This window comes from Bacillus bruguierae, assembly GCF_037104725.1.
Classification (GTDB): domain Bacteria; phylum Bacillota; class Bacilli; order Bacillales; family Bacillaceae_G; genus Bacillus_A; species Bacillus_A bruguierae.
Genome location: NZ_JBAWSX010000007.1, coordinates 12,963 through 32,444 on the forward strand (window position 1 = coordinate 12,963; position 19,482 = coordinate 32,444).

The 19,482-nt window shown below is 35.5% G+C and carries 19 protein-coding genes; 9 read left to right on the plus strand and 10 right to left on the minus strand.

What is annotated here, in order from left to right:
- The first annotated feature begins 13 nt into the window (after window positions 1-13).
- Window positions 14-1,102, plus strand: a complete 1,089-nt coding sequence (locus WAZ07_RS13150) for an FUSC family protein (RefSeq protein ID WP_090916981.1) — start codon at window positions 14-16, stop codon at window positions 1,100-1,102.
- A 17-nt stretch (window positions 1,103-1,119) separates the two neighbouring features.
- Here WAZ07_RS13150 and WAZ07_RS13155 read toward each other — a convergent pair whose 3' ends face one another.
- The 4 genes from WAZ07_RS13155 to WAZ07_RS13170 form a co-directional block, all read right to left on the minus strand.
- On the minus strand, window positions 1,120-2,877 hold the full coding sequence (locus WAZ07_RS13155; RefSeq protein WP_336472824.1) for an ABC transporter ATP-binding protein: 1,758 nt from the start codon (window positions 2,875-2,877) through the stop codon (window positions 1,120-1,122).
- A gap of 58 nt (window positions 2,878-2,935) precedes the next feature.
- Window positions 2,936-3,466, minus strand: a complete 531-nt coding sequence (ntdP, locus tag WAZ07_RS13160; protein WP_090916978.1) for a nucleoside tri-diphosphate phosphatase — start codon at window positions 3,464-3,466, stop codon at window positions 2,936-2,938.
- 151 nt (window positions 3,467-3,617) lie between these two features.
- On the minus strand, window positions 3,618-3,878 hold the full coding sequence (locus WAZ07_RS13165; protein ID WP_090916976.1) for a YgaB family protein: 261 nt from the start codon (window positions 3,876-3,878) through the stop codon (window positions 3,618-3,620).
- 180 nt (window positions 3,879-4,058) lie between these two features.
- The gene (locus tag WAZ07_RS13170; RefSeq protein WP_336472970.1) at window positions 4,059-4,334 is read right to left on the minus strand and encodes a gamma-type small acid-soluble spore protein; all 276 of its coding nucleotides are present in this window, start codon (window positions 4,332-4,334) and stop codon (window positions 4,059-4,061) included.
- A gap of 120 nt (window positions 4,335-4,454) precedes the next feature.
- Here WAZ07_RS13170 and WAZ07_RS13175 point away from each other — a divergent pair, with 120 nt between their 5' ends.
- Window positions 4,455-4,664, plus strand: a complete 210-nt coding sequence (locus WAZ07_RS13175; protein ID WP_336472825.1) for a hypothetical protein — start codon at window positions 4,455-4,457, stop codon at window positions 4,662-4,664.
- Window positions 4,665-4,846: 182 nt separating this feature from the next.
- On the opposite strand, the gene WAZ07_RS13180 is transcribed toward WAZ07_RS13175, so the two are convergent.
- Complete coding sequence (locus WAZ07_RS13180) at window positions 4,847-10,108, minus strand: lamin tail domain-containing metallophosphoesterase family protein (protein ID WP_336472826.1); 5,262 nt, start codon at window positions 10,106-10,108, stop codon at window positions 4,847-4,849.
- Window positions 10,109-10,221: 113 nt separating this feature from the next.
- A complete protein-coding gene (mutY, locus tag WAZ07_RS13185) occupies window positions 10,222-11,316 on the minus strand; it encodes an A/G-specific adenine glycosylase (protein ID WP_336472827.1) in 1,095 nt (364 codons plus the stop codon).
- Window positions 11,317-11,463: 147 nt separating this feature from the next.
- Between mutY and WAZ07_RS13190 the strand changes: the two genes are divergently transcribed.
- Entirely contained in the window at window positions 11,464-12,444 is a 981-nt protein-coding gene (locus WAZ07_RS13190; protein WP_090916967.1) for a metal-dependent hydrolase, read from the plus strand.
- 26 nt (window positions 12,445-12,470) lie between these two features.
- Here the strand turns inward: WAZ07_RS13190 and WAZ07_RS13195 are convergent, their stop codons facing one another.
- The gene (locus WAZ07_RS13195; protein WP_090916965.1) at window positions 12,471-12,737 is read right to left on the minus strand and encodes a YfhJ family protein; all 267 of its coding nucleotides are present in this window, start codon (window positions 12,735-12,737) and stop codon (window positions 12,471-12,473) included.
- Between the two features lie 239 nt (window positions 12,738-12,976).
- Between WAZ07_RS13195 and sspK the strand changes: the two genes are divergently transcribed.
- Complete coding sequence (gene sspK, locus WAZ07_RS13200; RefSeq protein WP_090916964.1) at window positions 12,977-13,135, plus strand: small, acid-soluble spore protein K; 159 nt, start codon at window positions 12,977-12,979, stop codon at window positions 13,133-13,135.
- A gap of 35 nt (window positions 13,136-13,170) precedes the next feature.
- Window positions 13,171-13,323: a YpzG family protein gene (locus WAZ07_RS13205; protein ID WP_090916962.1), complete on the plus strand. Its 153-nt coding sequence runs from the start codon at window positions 13,171-13,173 to the stop codon at window positions 13,321-13,323.
- A gap of 62 nt (window positions 13,324-13,385) precedes the next feature.
- Here the strand turns inward: WAZ07_RS13205 and WAZ07_RS13210 are convergent, their stop codons facing one another.
- Both WAZ07_RS13210 and recX read right to left on the minus strand, forming a co-directional pair.
- Complete coding sequence (locus WAZ07_RS13210) at window positions 13,386-13,706, minus strand: YfhH family protein (protein ID WP_336472828.1); 321 nt, start codon at window positions 13,704-13,706, stop codon at window positions 13,386-13,388.
- Window positions 13,707-13,717: 11 nt separating this feature from the next.
- The gene (recX, locus tag WAZ07_RS13215) at window positions 13,718-14,530 is read right to left on the minus strand and encodes a recombination regulator RecX (protein WP_336472829.1); all 813 of its coding nucleotides are present in this window, start codon (window positions 14,528-14,530) and stop codon (window positions 13,718-13,720) included.
- 80 nt (window positions 14,531-14,610) lie between these two features.
- Here recX and WAZ07_RS13220 point away from each other — a divergent pair, with 80 nt between their 5' ends.
- The 4 genes from WAZ07_RS13220 to WAZ07_RS13235 all read left to right on the plus strand — a co-directional run bounded on the left by WAZ07_RS13220 (window position 14,611) and on the right by WAZ07_RS13235 (window position 17,689).
- Complete coding sequence (locus tag WAZ07_RS13220; RefSeq protein ID WP_336472830.1) at window positions 14,611-15,513, plus strand: TIGR01777 family oxidoreductase; 903 nt, start codon at window positions 14,611-14,613, stop codon at window positions 15,511-15,513.
- Window positions 15,514-15,566: 53 nt separating this feature from the next.
- On the plus strand, window positions 15,567-16,691 hold the full coding sequence (locus WAZ07_RS13225) for an amidohydrolase (protein ID WP_090916956.1): 1,125 nt from the start codon (window positions 15,567-15,569) through the stop codon (window positions 16,689-16,691).
- 250 nt (window positions 16,692-16,941) lie between these two features.
- On the plus strand, window positions 16,942-17,499 hold the full coding sequence (locus WAZ07_RS13230) for a GNAT family N-acetyltransferase (protein WP_336472831.1): 558 nt from the start codon (window positions 16,942-16,944) through the stop codon (window positions 17,497-17,499).
- Window positions 17,500-17,566: 67 nt separating this feature from the next.
- On the plus strand, window positions 17,567-17,689 hold the full coding sequence (locus WAZ07_RS13235) for a YfhE family protein (RefSeq protein WP_090916953.1): 123 nt from the start codon (window positions 17,567-17,569) through the stop codon (window positions 17,687-17,689).
- Between the two features lie 375 nt (window positions 17,690-18,064).
- Here the strand turns inward: WAZ07_RS13235 and WAZ07_RS13240 are convergent, their stop codons facing one another.
- The gene (locus WAZ07_RS13240) at window positions 18,065-19,228 is read right to left on the minus strand and encodes a diglucosyl diacylglycerol synthase (protein WP_090916951.1); all 1,164 of its coding nucleotides are present in this window, start codon (window positions 19,226-19,228) and stop codon (window positions 18,065-18,067) included.
- Window positions 19,229-19,482 lie beyond the last annotated feature (254 nt).

The following is a 19,482-nucleotide window of genomic DNA, read 5'->3' on the forward strand; positions in this document are numbered from 1 at the left end:
ATAAAAAAAAAGTATGAAACTTGGTGCTCGCGTTTTAAAAACGGGTATTGCCATTACATTAGCTTTATTTATATGTTTGCTGCTTGAATTACCGAGCCCTGTATTTGCGGGAATCTCAGCAATTTTTGCTGTACAGCCTTCTGTGTACCGCTCATATTTAACAGCTCTAGAACAAATTCAAGCAAATGTGATGGGGGCAATTTTTGCCATTGTCTTTGTGTTTGCCTTCGGAAGTAATCCTTTTATTATTGGATTAACGTGTATATTAGTTATTGCACTCGCTTTAAAATTACATCTAGAAAATACAATTTCCATTGCGCTCGTAACTGTTATTGCCATTATGGAATATCAAGGAGCAAATTTCTTTGATTTTGCCCTATTACGATTCGCAACAATTATGGTTGGGATTATTGCGGCATCTCTCGTAAACTTAATATTTATGCCGCCAAAATACGAAACAAAGCTTTATCATAAAATCGTGGATAATACAGAAGAAATTGTAAAGTGGATTCGAATGAGTAGTAGGCAAGCATCTGATTTCACAACATTGAAAACAGATATTGACCGTATGAAAGAAAAAATGATTCGTCTAAATCATTACTATTTGCTGTATAAAGAAGAAAGAAGTTATACCAAAAAAGTACAAGTTGCTAAAATTCGTAAACTAGTCCTATTTAGACAAATGTTAGCAACAACAAGTCGCGCTTTAAGTACATTAAAGGCGCTCCATCGAACAGAGAACGAGTTACGATATATGCCAGAATCATTTCAAGAATCGATTCAAAATGAGCTGGATTCATTAACTCATTATCATGAGCAAGTATTACTCAAATTTATTGGGAAAGCAAAGAAACAACAATCTGTTGAAATTCTTGACGAAGTTTCTGTTGGTAAACAACAATTAATTGATATATTTATGAACTATCAAAATAAAGATGATGAAGAAAGCTATCGAATATGGCTTCACCTGTTTCCTCTCGTTTCAGCTATTATTAATTATAGCGAGGAAGTAGAACATTTAGATTTACTTGTAGACAGTTTCTATACGTACCATAACCCAGAAAATGAACTACAAATTCATGAAAAACAAGAGGACGAATGAAAAACGACCCTTTCCTATTACGAAGGGGTCGTTTCTTTTATATGTTGAATTTGATATAAATTATAATAATAACCGCGTTTTTGCATTAATTGCTGATGCGAACCTTTTTCTTTTATTTCACCATCCTCTAAATAAATGATTGTATCTACGTGTGTAATTGTCGATAATCGATGCGCAATAATAATTGTAGTTCGATCAGCAGCTAACGTTTGCAGCGCTTCTTGAATATAACGTTCATTTTCTAAATCCAGCGCAGATGTAGCTTCGTCTAAAATCAGCAATGACGGATTTTTTAAAAATACACGCGCAATGGCGATGCGCTGCCTTTGCCCACCAGACAATTTTACACCTCTTTCTCCAACAACCGTTTCATATCCATCTGGTAAATTCACAATAAAATCATGAATATGTGCAGCTTTAGCTGCTTCTACTACCTCTTCATCCGTTGCTTCAGGCCTTCCATATAAAATATTTGCTCTAATTGTATCGCTAAATAAAATGTTATCTTGCAAGACAAGACCAATATGGCTGCGTAAATTCCGAACATTGTAATTTCTAACATCTACCTTATCTACATAAATTGTCCCTTTAGAAACGTCGTAAAAACGCGGAATCAAACTTGCAAGTGACGACTTTCCACCCCCGCTTAAACCGACAAGTGCTACTTTTTCACCTGGTGAAATAGACAAAGAAATATTTCGGAGTACATCTTGTTCATATTCATTGTAGCGAAATGAAACACCCTCAAATACAACCTCGCCGCGCATGGACCTCTTCGTAATAGCATCTGGACAATCTATAATATCATATTCTTCATCTAATAATTCAAAAACACGATCCATGGAGGCAAAAGCTTGTGTAAGCGTTGTCGAAGAGTTTACAAGACGACGCAACGGACTATATAAACTATCCATGTATCCAACAAAAGCTACCATTGTACCGAGCGTTAACGATCCATGAATGACTTCATAGGCAGAAAAAGCGATTACGATTAAAGGTCCTAGATCCGTTAACGTGTTTACGGTAGAAAATGTCCTTGCTGTCCAGCTCGTATGTGCTAATGCCTTCGTTAAGAACTTGCTGTTCTTCTCTTGAAATTTTTCTTTTTCATACTCCTCTAAAGCAAAACTTCGTGTCACTTGCATACCTTGAATACGCTCATGTAAATATCCTTGCATCGTCGCTAACGCTTGTGAACGCTCACGTGTTAATGTTCGAAGGCGACTAAAAAAATATTTGACTGCAACTACATAAACGGGTAATACAAGTAAAGAAACAAGCGTTAATTTCATATTCATCGAAAACATAACCGCAATTGCAATAAAAATCGTTGCTGTATCAAGCCATACATTCATTAATCCCGTAATAACGAAGTCTTTCGTCTGCTCAACATCATTTATCACACGTGAAATAATTTCGCCAGTCTTCGTATTGGAATAATAACGTAAACTTAATCTTTGTAAGTGCGCAAAAATATGCTTTCTCAAATCATACAACACTGCATTTCCAATACGCTGCGCAAAGTATTGACGATAATATTCAATGGGAGGACGTAATACCGCAAAAATAAACAATGCAATCCCGGTAGCTACAAATAATTGAGATGTTTTCTGTTCTATTGAACTTCCTCCTTGAATAATATCATCAATAATATACTTTAATAACCACGGCATAATAAGCGGAATACCAAATTTAATAAGACCTATTACGATAGTAATCGTAATGAGCCACTGATATGGCTTTACAAATTGTAGATACCGTTTTATTCCTTTCATGCCACTCCCCCTCATGTTAAAAGGACAAAACCTGCTGGATGCCCGAGCAGGTTTTTCTTTAATCTCTATACATTAAATATCGTTCATACCACATATCAATAAAATCAGGAGCAAATGGCCCCTTTCGCTGATGAATCCATTGCGTTAAATACTCAACGTTTCTCTTTAATATAGTGTCAATTACAGGTGGGTAATTCATAAGCTCACGATGTTTTTCATACTCATCTTCATCTAACAACGTATAGGTCATATCTGGATACACTTTAATGTCTAAATCATAGTCAATATATTTTAATGCTTCATAATCATAGGCAAATGGCGAACTTAAATTACAATAGTAGTACACACCTTCCTGCCTTAGCATGCCAATAATATTAAACCAATAATTTGAATGAAAATAACAAACAGCCGGTTCACGAGTAATCCACGTGCGCCCATCAGCTTCTGTTACGACAGTGCGATCATTTGCTCCAATAACACAACTTTGTGTCCCTTTTAAAACTATTGTCTCTTCCCACATTCTATGAATAGAACCATTATGTTTATAACTATGTATTTGTATTTTTTCTCCTTCTTTGGGAAACCCCATACTTTCTCCCTTCTTTCGTCGTGAAAGCTCTTCTAAAGTTGTTATTTGAGATACAGTGCCTTTTTTATTTCTTTTTCAAACATATTGAGCCGAATTCACTTTTCTTTTTATTATAACGTTTCTGTCGAAATTTTAAAACAAAAGAGCCGATTCATGAAATCGTCTCTTCGTTCGAAAGCATCTTCTCATTTTCAAAAGAATGAATCACCGCTGCTGTTTGTTGCTCAAATTTCAACTGTAAACCTTTTAATGCTCTTTCTGTTTTTTGAATTTCTTGGCGAATAAAATAGAGTTCCTTCACATCTTGCTGATTCCTTTCAAGGTGTTGATATTTTTCTAAATGAACTTGTAACTTTAATAATTCATCCATCGTCCGTAATTGTTCTTCAACCAGTTCATCAAACAGTTTCATTCCATCCCCCCCTAAAAATACTATTACATATTTTCGAATAAAGCCGTATCTTCTCCTTTGACTACATTTGTTGACTTATTAGAAGTTATGTCGGCTCACATAAAAGTAAAATTATGAAAACATAACAAAGAAAAAACACTTCCCTTACATTAGAGAAGTGTTTTTTGTTATTGATTCGTACTAAGATTTTTTTGCTGCTGATTTTGCATTTTGTTGTTTTACTGCTTGTACATTTGTTTCAGTTGCAAACTCTGTACCATAGCCAGCACTTGCACTTTGAGCGCTAACGCTAGAAGCTTGTGATTTTTTAGCTTCTGCTTGTGCATTTTGTTGTCTTACTTCTTGTGCATTTGTTTCAGAAGCAAATTCTGTTCCAAAACCTGCGCTTTGAATGCTAGCACCAGAAGTTGTTTTACCTAAACTTTGTTGTTTTTTGTTCATCTTTCTCACCTCCACAACAAATAATGTAACCATCCTTGACTGAACCTATCCGTTAAAAATACGAAAAGAAAAATATTTTTTACGTATACAGACAAAAACATTCATTCAAACTAATGATGATGGAGGTGCTGCACAATGCATGTTGGACGTGATATGACAGAGTTATCAATGACTCCGAAAGATCAATGGAATCAAGAAGAACTCGCTTATTTTCATCATTCCTTACAACAAATGATGCCCTACTTAAATGTAGAAGGCCAAACTATTTATAAAGAAATTGTAAAAGAAATTGAAGCACGCGGTGGTTTACAAAAAAACGAAGCTAGTTGGACCAATGGCACATAAAGTGAAACTTTAATCAGTGGGGGTTTTCTTCATCCCCCACTGATTATTAGTTGAACCAATCGGGCTTTTATGGGCAGTTTATCTCCCACCTACCTTCTTTGCTTTTGCTGAATTTTGAGGTGGGGGTATTACTGCCCACGAATAGCGGGATAAATTTCTTACGATTTTAAAAAACGTGTTCCCTAACTTGGGAACACGTTCCATCTCCTACCTTTCTTACCTGTTGTAAAGGACCAAACTGGTGAAGTTACTTGACCACCATATCGGTCTTCGACTTTCATATACCATTGATACGTCGTATTTTCCTTTAAGTTCTCCCATTTTACTTTTGCGTTGCGCCAATTTGCTACAAAATTATCTTTACCAATTACTTCATTCGTGTACACGTTTACTTCTACATAATCTGTTGCAACTTGTTTTATCGCAGGTTTCAAATCAACGTCTAATTCAAATTCATCTTTTCCTGGATACTCTTCTGGTTTATAAAAATTATATTCATTTAAATATGGAGAGTACGTTTTGATATACATTTTGTTTGCGGTTGTATCAAATTGCAAAAGACGCATATAACCTTGTCCACCCTCTGAACCACCTTGATAATCCGCTAACATTTGATATACTTTACGATCTGCGATTCCGTCCCCATTATCATCAATTTCATCAACTAATGTCTCACTATCATGATAATGTCCGCTCAACACAGCTAACACATTTTTATTCGGTTTAACTACTTCATTAAAAATTTTGTCGCCAATCGGACTACGATTACCTGATACAAGTAAATATTCGTGGAATGATAAAATTACTTTTCGATTTGGATATTTCTGCAATACTTCCTTCATCCATTGAATATCTTCATCTGTAATGCCCCATCCCATATACATCATAATAAAATCGTTACCTTTTGCTGAAATCAAATCATAGTGTCCACGGTTATCCTTATAACTTTCACCGTAAAATGCCTTATCTTTAAAACGCCAGTCCCCAAAATATTTTGAGTATGCTGTATAGTCCTCATCTTTATGATTTACATCATGATTCCCAGCCAACACACCATACGGTACTTTCGCATTCTCAAGTACTTTCATATATTCATCTGCACGCTGCCATTGAAATTCTTGATATGACTTATCAACAAGGTCTCCCGTATGGAACACATATTTAATATTTAATGGATCTTTTTGCGCAGCAATCCAATCAACCTGACTTTTATAAATATGTGGATAACTTTCGGAATAATACTGTGTATCAGACATCCATACAAATGTGTAATCAAACTTATTTGGTGAACTTGGAATTTGGTCTTGCACGATAACACTTACTTTTTGATCTTTTACATATTCTTTTGCTAATACAGCACCTTTTAATTCAAAATCCTTGTCTCCAGCAATTTTCGATATAAGTTCTGTCCACTTATTTGTCATATAGTTCCAAGCATACATTGTAACTTTTCTTCCTTCTAGAGAACGACCATACCACTTTACTTCTACCGTATCATCATTTCTCACATCATCAGCAACTGTTACATCAAAGCGATGGTACGGGAATTTCTCTGTTGATTCCGTTGTATAATATTTCCCATCTTTTTTACTAACTTTACTTAGCTGATCTTGGTCAAAGCTTTTCTCACCATTTACAGCAAATGCTTGTGGTGGCTCTTGCTCTATTGCATTTTCGGTAATTTTCATATGATCTGTTTCATTCGGCTTATACGAATACCCTTTATAAAATGTTGCCTTCATTGCATCATTTGTTGGATCAATTACTTTCGCTTCAAGTGTCGGACTCGTATTCACATTTTCCTCTCCGTCTTTAGGTGCAATCGGAGTAGGATCTGTTGGATTTTCTGCCCAGGTTTCAAACATAACTGTCTTTTCTTGACGATTCCCTACTTGGTCCTCCGCCTCCACATGTAGCTCATGCTTTCCTGCTGCTAATTGTGCAGATGATGTTTCGTACGGAGTTATAATCTCTTTACCGTCCAATATAACTTTTTTATTTTTTACTCCTGCTATATCATCCGTAACTGTTACATCGATTGGAATTTTCCCTTTATATTTTTTTTCGTTCTGTACCGTAGTAGAAATCTGTGGTGGTGTGTTATCAACTTTTACATTCGCAATGACTTCTTTATTTACCCCATCTTGCACTGCAATTCGATGATTTCCATCCTTTTCTTGTTTTGTATCCCATAAATACGCGTTCGAAATAAATTTGTCTTCCGGAACCTGGAATCCGAACGTAAATACTGGTGTTGATGTATCTCCATCACCAACTGATAACTCCTGATTTGGATTTGCAAAGTTCGGATCATATAAAGTCGTTCCATCCGCTAATACAAGGCGAACATTTTTCAAATAAAAATCATCTTTGTTCTCTTCCACTCGATCATCAAATGGAGACGTTTTTGTGCCAGATCGAATATCAATTTTGAACGGTTCATTATATTTAATTTTTGATTGATCAATTTTTACAGTTAATGTGACATAATCACTATACGTATCATCAAATACACGCAACACTTCATTTCCAATTGTGACTGCGTTTTTAAAATACAAGTCAGTTTGTTTTACATCGAAAGCAAAATAGGCAGGCTTCTCTAGAGCACGATATGTGTTCGTCTCTACTTTCTTTCCGTCCACTAAAAGAGAAAGCTGTTCAGACCCAACCGACGAAGAGGTTCCTTTTAATAAAACTTGATTTGCGACCACTTCATCATCTTTTACATTAAGACGAAGAGGGCCTTTATCTTTCTCACTAGCTATTTGCACTGCGTACATATCACTTTTTACTACATGTAAGCCATCAGAAGCTTCCAAGTAATATGTTATTTTCTCTTTTCCAATTAATTCAGGTGAGTAAATGGTATAATAATATTTTTTATCTACACGATTCTCTACTAAATTTTCAACTTTATATTCTGCATTAGGATTCGTTTTGTAATATAATTTCACACTTTTAACTTGTTCGTTATCAAGAACAGAAAAACTCAATTTATGATCTTGAAATTCAGAAATTAGCCCTTCTGCCGGTTCATGTGAAATTGTCGGCGGAATTGCATCTGCCTTCAAAGCAACTCGTTCAGCCGGTACTTGCCCTTCGAATACAGTTCCAGGAGATGCATTATGCTCTGCACTACTAATCTTTTGCATCATTTGTGAGCCATCTTGAGGATAGCGATATAAAATTCCCTTATTTGCTTTCACATCAGCTTGGTTTGCTTGATCATTGTAGTAGGCAGCTGCAATTTCTTTCCCCGTCTTTGTTGCAACGACAATGCCACGGGCACTTCCATTCGCCATTCCATTTGAGTATATTCTAACAATATTTTTATTTTCTACTAAGTTCACTCCAAATTGTTTATTAAAATCAGCTACATTCTTCTCATTATTTTCACCATTTATAATCCAAAATACGAGAGATTGCCCTGATGGAATTACAACATCATCTGGAGTGGATCCCCAAATGAGATCCCCCTCTGGTCCTTCAGATGGATAACGATACCGAATTGTATAATCCTTAAAATTAAGATCCTGCTCGCTATTGTTATACACTTCAATAAATTCATATCCATCTGCTTTCCCAACATTCGTCGTGTCTGGCGTCACTTCGGTAATCAAAAATGGCGGTACGCTTTGCGGATCTATTTTTTTATGCTCTATTTTTGTTTCATAGGATTTTTCAATTGTTTCTTGATTACCTTGCACGACAATTTTATAGAATAATGAGTTTCCCCATAGCTCTTTTTGAGGAATTGTCACCTTATAAATATCGCTATTTCCTTCTTTATTCATCTGCAATTTTTTGTGTGTTAATTTGCCATCTTGAGTATATAAAACGGCTACATTTTCCCCACCTTTAATCGTTGCAGTAATAATTAGATCCTTTGCTTCGGTATGAGTAGGTGATGCTGTATGCTCAATCGTAACGCCAACTTGATCTGATTGTTTTACTGGCTCTAACGGTACTTGAAATGATATTTGCACAACAGGTGTTCCTTTTTCAAACAAACCTACTTTTTGCATTTCAACACTTTCAGGCTTGTATGCATAAGCAACACTCTGACCAACCTTTACATCCGATTTTTCATATGTTGCAGATGATAAAACTGTTCCGTACTTATCAGCAAATTGAATGGTTCTTCCAGCACTATTAGACATCCCATCTGATTCAATTTGAAGTACTTGTTCTTCAGTTATATTTCCACCGTACGCTTGAATAAAATCTTGTTTTGATACCCCTGCATTTCCTTCATTTTTAATCCAAAACACTCTCGTTTCTTTTGATGGGATTGTTGCATTTTCTGTGAAATTCCAATCTTCACTTCCAGTTTCTGAATACTGATAAATAAGTTTATAATCTTTCAATTGTATTGCTTCACTTGAATTATTGTATATCTCTATAAATTCATATCCATCTTTCCCATTTACATTTATCGTATCTGGCATTAGCTCAGTAATCATAACTGGCCTATTCTTTGTATAATCTTCTACTTGATGCTGAACAGTACTTACATATTGTTCTTTTTCTGGAAAGGTAATAACCTTTCCACCCTGTTCAATTTCAAACCAATATGTAAACGTATCAGACCAAATATCTGACTTTTGAACAACAGTGGAGTACCGATTATTCTCACCTTTATTCATTTTCAGTTTTTTCACTAACAAACCGGAGGCACTACGATATACAAGGTTTACTTTTGCCTCATCGTATGTACTTGCTAACTGAAGCTCAATCGGTAAATCCTCATGTGCATTAATTTTCACTTTAGGTACATGCGCTGTTTCTTGTAATGGCTTTTCTTTTTGATTATTATCTTTTTGTGCAGGCTCTAGTTGTTTGGAGTTTGGCTGGACTGCCTCTTTTTGTGTGGATTCTGTAGATGCTTTTTCTTTTTTGTGTGATTGGAATGTAGTGTAAGTCCCAGGGGATGGTATTTCATTTTTTATTTCTTTCTTTGTTTCTTTCCAAAAAGAATGAATTGATATATCTTTATTCTCTTTTCTTGTTTCAATGACATCTACCGTTTTATTTTTCTCATTCGTTACTTCAATCCTAATTTGTTCATCACTTAAATCCTCAGTAGCAAATAAAACTTGATCTTCCTTTATTTCTGTCTTATAGCGCTCATTAATCTCATTAACTGTTTTATTTCCAAATAAGATTAACTTCGTCTCTTTTGGTTGTACAGATTGCTTTTCATTTTCCTCTTTAAATTTTAGCACTTTTCCATTGACCTTCAGTTGAACATTCTTCATATCCATAACTTTCGTCGATAAGTTATACAATTCGATATAGCGTAGATCATCTGTATAATGAACTTCTGAAATGAAAGCTTGCTGATTTTGTTCCTTCTCCTCAGCAAGAGTGACATAGCCTGACCCAGCTAATGTTTGAAGCAAGAAAGTTGCTACAATTGCTGAACGGATTGCTTTTTTAAACATTTTCTATCCCCCTTTACATTTTTCATTACAGCTTTCATTGTATTTGTCATTTGTTAAGGAAATATGAAATATTTGTAAGAAATTGTTATATTTATGTCAAAAAACTCCAGCCATTATGGTTGGAGTTTTTTGACACATTCTTCAAAAATTGTTCGATGTGATTTCGAAATTGGTAATTGTTCAAATTCTTGGATCGTTATCATCTTTAAACGATCTGCTTCAGCAATGGTTCCTGTTACGGTGCCGTAAAATACAAATATATCCCACATTCTATGAGTAAATGTATGCTGGACATTCATGGCATACTCATCAATAGAAACGGAAAGAGAAAACTTCTCTTTCATATAGTCTGTAAATTGTTGTTTATGATTACGGATACCTTCTCCAATTTCTACATTAGGAAATTCCCACATGTTAGCAAGTAATCCTGTACTCTCTCTTTTATTAACTACATATTTACCATCTTCTGTACGCAGGACACCGGCAACAAGCGGCACCATTTTCGGTGCCTTTGCTTTACTTTTTACTGGCAACTCCTTTTGTACTCCTTCTGCAAACGCGCGGCAATGTTCCCGAACAGGACAGAGAAGACAAGATGGGTTTTTAGGAATACAAATAAGTGCCCCTAGTTCCATCAGCCCTTGGTTAAAATAAGATGGATTTTCTTTTGAAATGATTTGACGAACAACATCTTCAAATACTTTACGTGTTTTTGGTTTTGCAATATCATCCCAAATTGACAAAATACGTGATAATACACGCATCACATTTCCATCAACAGCCGGCTCTGGAATCCCGTAAGCGATACTTAAAATTGCCCCTTTTGTATAGGGTCCTACACCTTTTAACTTTTCAATTTGTTTTACATCACTAGGAACCTTTCCACCATATTGTTCTTTTACTTCTTTTACGGCAGTGTGTAAATTACGTGCTCTCGAGTAATAACCAAGTCCTTCCCACGCTTTTAACACTTCTTCATCCTCAGCATTAGCTAACGCTTCTAACGTTGGAAACTTTTCCATGAAGTTTGCGTAATATGGTTTTACAGCTTCAACCCGCGTTTGCTGAAGCATAATTTCCGAAACCCAAACACGATACGGATCTTTATTCATACGCCATGGTAAATCACGCTGTTCTGTTTCAAACCAACTGATTAAATCATGCCGAAATTTTTCTATGTTAAAGTCATCTAATATCTCAAGCTTCAAACTTGATCCCCCTCATTTTTTGCATATACGTACTATTATAAAGAATTTAGGAGAAAATTTAAGTAAGTAGTTGTAAGAAATAAAAGGCAAATGCCTTGTGATATAGAATAAAAAGAGTTACATTAATAAAAAACGGAGGTGGTTTTCATGGACACAGCCACTCATCTTGTCATGGGCGTTACATTAGGAAGCTTAGCAACGCTAGATCCAGCGCTCAGTCAAAGTGACTTCGGACCACAAGCTGTGATGTTTGCAACAATTGTCGGCTCAAACATCCCTGATATTGATACTGTTTTAAAATTAAGAAACAATGCAAAATATATTCGAAATCATCGCGGGATTACTCATTCTATCCCGGCCGTTATTTTTTGGTCATTTTTTGTTAGTGGGATTACTTTTGCAGTATTTCAAAGCCCTCCCTATCTTCACATTCTTCTATGGACATTTATTGCTGTGTTTCTTCATGTTTTTGTTGATATTTTCAATGCATATGGTACACAAGCACTACGACCTTTCACTAAGAAATGGGTAGCACTAGGTGTTATTAATACATTTGATGTAGTGATTTTTTTCATTCATACATTAGCAATTGCCTGTATGCTTGTCGGTGCAAATAAAGGTTATGCCGGAGCAGCTGCTTATATTTTAATGACCATTTATTATATTGGCCGAATTATGATGCGCCAAAATGTAAAGAATGTCGTAAAGAAACGGTTCCGTGACGTTGAACAAGTCATCATTTCACCGTCATACCGCTTTTATCATTATCACTTAGCTATTGTTACAAAAGATCATTATTTTGTTGCCCGTTGGCATCGCGGTAGTATTATGGTTCATGATAAATTCGAGCGCATTCCATTACCTGATAACGATGTCATTCGTGCCGCTCAAAAAGATGAAAACATTTCAGCATTCTTATCATTTTCTCCTGTCTATCGCTGGGATATTTTTGAATACAACGATTATTATGAAGTTCGCTTTATTGATCTGCGCTACCGCAGCAAAGATTATTATCCGTTTGTTGCCATTGTTCAGCTGAATAAAGATTTTGAAATTATGAGTTCATACACAGGATGGATTTTCAGCGAAGAAAAACTACGCAAAAAGTTAGAATTAATTCCCCATTAAAAAAACGACCAAAATTGGTCGTTTTTTTAATGTTTTACATGATTTTCTTGATTAATTAAATGACTGTACTTTGGATTATTCGTTTGTATTTCATGTAAACGCGCCCCTTGGTTGTTAATCCACGCTCGCACAACTTTTTCTGTCATTTCAATTCCTTGATACGTTCCTACTTTTGCATATGTCGCACCAAAGTCCTCCCATAACAATTCAATCCAAGTACGTGCTTGAGAGTAAGAAAGAGAAGTATTTTTTTCAAGAAGTTCTTTCGTTAATTTTTCAAAAATATCGTTCATGTTATATCTCCTTTAGTCAATTCATTCATTTTTTTCAATATATAAGTCACGGCTATGCAAAACACAACATGACCGCTTCTACGCGTGGCCAGTTGCTCTCGCCCACCTAAAAGAAAGGGGTTTTTTGTATAGTTTTTATATCGTTTTTTTATTTGTATTTCTCTAGAATATTTTCTCTCACATTGCACAATCTATAAGTGATACTTTTTGTATCAATTTGTAGCGAGGGGGAGTTCCTCTTGGGCAAACAATCTGAAATTTGGTCTGAATCCAAAAACAACAGCAAAATCAACGGTCCTACACAAGCAAAAGCTCGTTTTGCTTCGAAACGACCTAACGGCACTATTAACACGCATCCACAAGAGCGAATGCGTGCCGCTAATCAAGAAGAAGCATAAATGTTTATCGATAACTTCTTATACGAGGTGATAAAATGAGCTATCGTAACCATTTAGACCGTCATTCTGAATTATTCGCTCCAACGTGGGCTCGTCCAAAACATGCAAAAGCGCAAGTAAATGGACAAACGCAGCAAACGCAATCTCTCATTATTTTGGCAAATGAGATGAGAAAACGTCAATTTTAACTGCCTATCTCCTTTAACAATTACAAAAAGTGAAAACTAGAGCAGCCAAGGCTCTCTAGTTTTCACTTCTTTTGCAATAACGAAATAGGAATTCCAATTTCCTCTGTTTCATTTTGTTTGTGCCCCCAAGCAAATACCCCATTAAAATACGTAATCGTAAACGATGTCCCTGGTTCTTCTACAAGTTCATATGTTTCGCCAACCTGAAATTCATTTATATCTGTCATATAAGCACGTGCCATCGCAATTTTTCTCATTAAAACATCAAATTCATTTACAATGCCAAGTTGTTCTGCTTTTACTGCTCGCTCTTTTAAAATGCCAATTTCTTCTCTTAATTCATGTGGTGTCATCTCACTATAGCGCTTTGGCATATTTCTCATGTTTTTCTCCCTCATCTCTCTTCACGTTTCATTTGAATAAACACTTCTATTTCATCAATCGAAAATCCCTTTCGATATAACGCTTGCTTCATCTTATTTTCATACGTCCAACCATCATATTTCTTATATTTTTCATGATATTTATTACCATGATATATAAGAGCTTCTTCTTGTTTTTTATCATCCTTTTCATCTTTTAGTTCTTCTAAACAAATTTGAATGATATCACGCCCATACCCTTTGCGTACTAACATCTCTTCTAATTTTTGTTTCATTTGTAGAAAAGAATGTTTTTGGTAAGACTTTTTCTTTTTTTCTATAAGTACAAGAGCATTTTCAATTTGCTTCTCCTCGGGATACTCCTGTAAACTATGGGTAATCATTACATCCGAAATCCCTTTACTTAACAGTTCACGTCTAATTACAATTGGTCCTTTTTGGCTCACATTGCTATGCGTACGCACATATGCAATTGCATACTCTTTATCATTAATATAACGGTCACGTAATAGTTTTGAAATAACTTCAGAGATGATGGCCTGTCCAATTTCTTTTTTCCGTAATTGCTCTTCTACTTCTTGCTTCGTTCTCATTTGATGCGATAAATAAGTAATTGCATATAAATATGCTTTTTGTACTTCTTCATCATATAAAATATTTGTTAATTCAATATCATCAAATTCCAAACCTTTTTGAAGCCCATGCTTTATTAAGGTCACTTGATCAACACTGAAACCATATTCTTCTCCATGACCTTTATCAATGTAAATATTAAATCTTTCTTTCGTTCGTTTTTGTACTTCTATTTTTGTAATGACAGCCATAAATTTCACCTCAATATCATTTTAACATACATGAAACAAATTTGAATTTCTTGAATATATATAATGAGGAGGGATTTCTCTTGGAAATTGCTATTTCTGGAGGAACAGGTTTTATTGGAAAAGCACTCACTTTATATTTAACAAGCAAAGGACATACCGTATACATCCTGACACGTCAATTAAGAGAAAATCATTCCCCTGCAAATATTCAGTATATAAAATGGAATGCTAATGCTGCAGAATTCCCGCTTCCTTCCGTTGATATCGTTATTAACCTTGCCGGAGAATCTATTAATAATGGTCGCTGGACTAAGAAACAGAAAGAAACAATTATAAATAGTCGTTTAAACACGACAAGGGGCTTAATTAAACAATTACAAACATTACGCCAATACCCAAACACGTTTATCAATGCAAGTGCAATTGGCTATTATGGTACATCAGAGACAGTTACATTTACAGAAGATCATTCCAAACAAGGGAATGATTTTTTAGCCACTACAGTACAATTATGGGAAGAAGAAGCGAGTAAAGCAGCCGACCTTGGTATTCGTACTATTTATACGCGCTTCGGTATTGTTCTTGGCAAAGATGGAGGAGCACTACCGAAAATGTTACTTCCATATCAACTCTTGATTGGAGGAACAATCGGTTCGGGAAATCAATTACTTTCTTGGGTTCACCTTGAAGATGTTGTTCGAATGATTGATTTTGTGATTCACACAAAGGAAATAAGCGGTGCATTCAATATTACAGCTCCTCACCCTGTAACAATGCAGGAATTTGGAAGAACAATCGCGACTGTGCTGCATCGACCACATTGGTTGTCAGTACCTGCGATTGCACTTAAAACCCTGCTCGGCGAAATGAGCATCCTTATTTTACAAGGACAAAGAGCATTACCTCAAAAGGCAATACAACACGGATATACACATTCTTATGCTACTTTAGAACATGCTCTTCAAAATATTGTATTGCACTAATAATTTCCGAATTTACCCTAGAAAAAACTTGCATAAAAACTAAAGAGGTTATTATGAAAACATTATTTAAGCAAGCGACTGTTTATCCTATTACATCCCCTAAATTGCAAGGTGATGTATTAGTAGAAAATAACAAAATTGTTGCATTAGAACGATTTATTGAAGTTAGCGAAGATATGACTGTTATTAATGCACGCGGCCTTCATCTTCTTCCAGGCTTTATCGATGTGCATACACACCTTGGTTTATATGATGAAGGAACAGGATGGGCTGGAAATGATGCAAATGAAACAGCAGAAGTCCTAACTCCTCATATTCGTTCTTTAGACGGCATTCACCCCTTTGATATTGCTTTTCAAGATGCCCTGCAAAACGGTATTACAACCGTACATGTTATGCCTGGAAGTCAAAATGTAATCGGCGGAACAACATGCGTCATAAAAACAGCAGGAAATAGTATTGATCATATGGTCATTCAAGAACCTGCCGGTTTAAAAATTGCGTTTGGAGAAAATCCAAAACGCATGCATAGCAACGGAAACAAAGAGTCTATTACCCGTATGGGAATTATGGGAATGCTGCGAGAATCCTTTTATGAAGCAAAGCATTATGGGAATGATACCGACTTTCGAATGATCCCTATCTTGCAAGCGCTCCGCCGCGAAATTCCTATACGCGCCCACGCCCACCGTGCCGATGATATTTTATCTGCTCTTCGCTTTGCTAAGGAATTTAATCTTGATTTACGTATTGAACACTGTACAGAAGGCCATCTCATTGCTGATAAATTAGCAGGCCACGCTTTAAAAGTATCTGTCGGTCCAACATTAACACGCCGTTCAAAAATTGAAATTAAAAACAAATCTTGGCAAACATATCATACTCTATCTACTCATGGGATTGAAGTCTCTATTACGACAGATCACCCCTATACCCCCATTCAATATTTAAATGTTTGCGCCGCTATCGCTGTGCGAGAAGGATTAGATGAACATAAGGCTCTAGAAGGAATTACGATTATACCTGCCCGCAACTTACGTTTAGAAAAGAAAATCGGTAGCATAGAACCTAGAAAAGACGCTGACCTTGTCCTGTGGACTCATCATCCTTTTCACTATTTAGCCAAGCCTGTATTAACAATGATAGACGGAAAAATTATCCATACAAAAAAATCATAAAAACTAGTTTATTTTTTTCATTAGATGAAGTATTATACGATTATAAACTGAATGAAACCATGATCAATTTGTGTCGTGACTAGTAATTTCAAATTGATGAATGGGGAAGGCAAATGGTGCGCCACCAGCATTGTAGACTGGTTCTAGTGGGTTCGATTCCCACCCCGAAATTTTTTTAAGTTTTATATAAAAATTTCGAGGGTGGGGTGTTTTTTGTCGTCATGCTACCCTCTTTTTAGGAGGAGATAGTATGCTAAAAAAACGTGACCTACATGACAGCCACGTTCTATATGATTTGATGATTCACCCTGATGTCTTCCCCTTTGTGCGTCAAAAGGCATCTTCTTATGACGAATTTTTGTTTTTAACAAAACAAACGATTGAGGCTGAAGAGCGCGGAGAATTAATTTCACGCACAATTATTGATGAATGGGGAAATCCAATCGGAACAATAACCTTATTTGACATCGAAGAAAAAGCAGGTTTTCTTGGCACTTGGCTCGGCAAACCATATCACGGAAAAGGTTATAATAAGCCAGCAAAAGACGCTTTCTTTAGTGAACTTTTCTATGAACTAGATATTGAGACTATTTTCATGCGAATTCGCAAATTAAATACTCGTTCTATTAAAGCTGCCGAAAAACTACCATACGTCAATCTAGCAAATGAAACACGTAAATGTGTATACGATCAAATTAACGCAAACGGTGAAGTATATAACTTATATGAAATTCCAAAAGATCAATACACACTACACACAATGCGCGAAGCAACATTCCAAGACGCTCACCATTTAAAAGAAGCGTAATCTATGTATATCTCCCTCTGTCATTGGTAACGATAGGTAATAACTTTATGACACGAGGTGAACTGTAATGGATAAGAAAAGACGTGAAAAATCAAAAAGTAAATTATCTAGCACACAAGAAGTTCTCTATCAACGTGAATTCAAAAGAGCAGATCGTGCTGCTGGGTATAAACCAAAAGGAATTTTTTAGCATATCGCTACCTCTCGTTCAGAAGAGGTAGCTTTTTTTGTGGAAAACTTTATCCACAAAATTACTGAACATGTGTATAAATTCGAATATCTTTTCTATAAAAGAGGAATTTAACCACAGTTAGCTTGTTTGATTTGTGGATATATTTACTAATTTTTGTGGATATTGTGGATAATTTTGTTAATATTTTAAGTTTACTGTATATTGAAAGCGGATTCTTATGTGGATAAAGTGATATTCACATTCGCCTTCTTTCTTTTCTCAAAATCTTGATGCAAGTATCAACTCTCACAAATAGTGAGATACAACTATACAAACGTTCCCGAAATAACGAAAAAAACCTCCTTCTACTCAGATAGAAAAGAGGCTCTTATATTAAGTAAAAGATTGCACAAGGGCTGATGAACGTACTGGTGAATGTACCCGTACGTGATTTTCCTCTAAAATAGAATCCACAATATGAAACGCTGGTTCCGGACGATAAATGCGTTTCATCGCTTCTTTCATTTGCAATAACTTCATATCATCTTGTAATAATTCTTTCGTTTTCTGAAAGATTTCATGATCTTCACGAATAACAACTGCTGCACCTTGTTTTTCAAAATACTTCGCATTTTCATTTTCTTGTCCTGGTACTGGTTTATATAAAACGACAGGTACTTGCAAAGCTGCTGCTTCACTTAATGTAATCCCTCCTGGTTTTGTAATCATACAAGAGGTAATACGGAACAGCTCATCAATATTCTCCACATAACCGAATACTTTTAGTGCATCTGGGTTGCTTTCCTGTAGTTGTAGCAAATCTTCTTGCAATGCTTTATTTTTCCCACAAACTACGGCTATCTGTAGATTAGGAACTGATAGAAAGGACTGACATAACTCTTTTACACTTCCTAGCACTCCATGTGCCCCTGCTACAATAAGTAAGGTCTTTTTGTCTCGTGACAAATCATACTTATCATACAAAGCTTCTACATTAACAGATGCTTCAAAGTTTTTACGAATCGGAATTCCTGTTTCTACAATTTGCTCAGCAGGTACTCCTACTTCTACCATAATGTCCTTCACATAATCTGTTGCGACAAAATACCGATCCACTTCTCGGTGAATCCATATTTTATGCAAGCAAAAATCAGTAAGTACATTATAAACAGGAATAGAAATACCTGTTTGTTTTTTTAGCTCTGGCACCGCAATGATTGGAAATGTATTAATAACAATATCGGGTTTTTCAGCATGTAATATCGCTTTTAAACGTTTTCGCCCAAAATTAGCATACCATGATGCAATTTTTTTATCGTAAATTTTTTCAACGCCGTAATAAAATAAGCGGTATAGCTCTTTCCCAATTGTATAGCTTTTTAAATATAAATATTTTGTAATATCTGTTATGACAGGATGTGATTCACTAAAAAGATCGCATACAATTACATCCTTAAGTCCTCTTTGACGAAATGTTTGTTCTAATGTTTTTGCCACTTGTACATGACCGTTACCGTAATGTGCTGTTAATATTAAAACCTTGGGGTTTTTAATCAAACAAATCCACTCCTAGCTTTTTCGGTCTTTTATATTGTACCTGTCACAATATAAAAAACAATTTCCTTATAATTTTGCATGTTTGAATTCCAACGATTTCCCGCTGGATATGTACCTGTCGTGGATATACAAAGCATATGTTATTGACCCCTTAATCCCATCTGCTCATATCTTAACATTATACTTTCCTATAACTGCTTTCGCAATAACTTGACATTTATCTATACTCCATGATACGCACTATACTATTTCTT

Coding starts and splice junctions, on each gene's coding strand:
- WAZ07_RS13150 (WP_090916981.1), top strand. CDS start 14: ATGAAACTTGGTGCTCGCGTTTTAAAAACGGGTATTGCCATTACATTA.
- WAZ07_RS13155 (WP_336472824.1), bottom strand. CDS start 2,877: ATGAAAGGAATAAAACGGTATCTACAATTTGTAAAGCCATATCAGTGG.
- ntdP (WP_090916978.1), bottom strand. CDS start 3,466: ATGGGGTTTCCCAAAGAAGGAGAAAAAATACAAATACATAGTTATAAA.
- WAZ07_RS13165 (WP_090916976.1), bottom strand. CDS start 3,878: ATGAAACTGTTTGATGAACTGGTTGAAGAACAATTACGGACGATGGAT.
- WAZ07_RS13175 (WP_336472825.1), top strand. CDS start 4,455: ATGCATGTTGGACGTGATATGACAGAGTTATCAATGACTCCGAAAGAT.
- WAZ07_RS13180 (WP_336472826.1), bottom strand. CDS start 10,108: ATGTTTAAAAAAGCAATCCGTTCAGCAATTGTAGCAACTTTCTTGCTT.
- WAZ07_RS13190 (WP_090916967.1), top strand. CDS start 11,464: ATGGACACAGCCACTCATCTTGTCATGGGCGTTACATTAGGAAGCTTA.
- WAZ07_RS13195 (WP_090916965.1), bottom strand. CDS start 12,737: ATGAACGATATTTTTGAAAAATTAACGAAAGAACTTCTTGAAAAAAAT.
- WAZ07_RS13205 (WP_090916962.1), top strand. CDS start 13,171: ATGAGCTATCGTAACCATTTAGACCGTCATTCTGAATTATTCGCTCCA.
- WAZ07_RS13210 (WP_336472828.1), bottom strand. CDS start 13,706: ATGAGAAATATGCCAAAGCGCTATAGTGAGATGACACCACATGAATTA.
- recX (WP_336472829.1), bottom strand. CDS start 14,530: ATGGCTGTCATTACAAAAATAGAAGTACAAAAACGAACGAAAGAAAGA.
- WAZ07_RS13225 (WP_090916956.1), top strand. CDS start 15,567: ATGAAAACATTATTTAAGCAAGCGACTGTTTATCCTATTACATCCCCT.
- WAZ07_RS13230 (WP_336472831.1), top strand. CDS start 16,942: ATGCTAAAAAAACGTGACCTACATGACAGCCACGTTCTATATGATTTG.
- WAZ07_RS13235 (WP_090916953.1), top strand. CDS start 17,567: ATGGATAAGAAAAGACGTGAAAAATCAAAAAGTAAATTATCTAGCACA.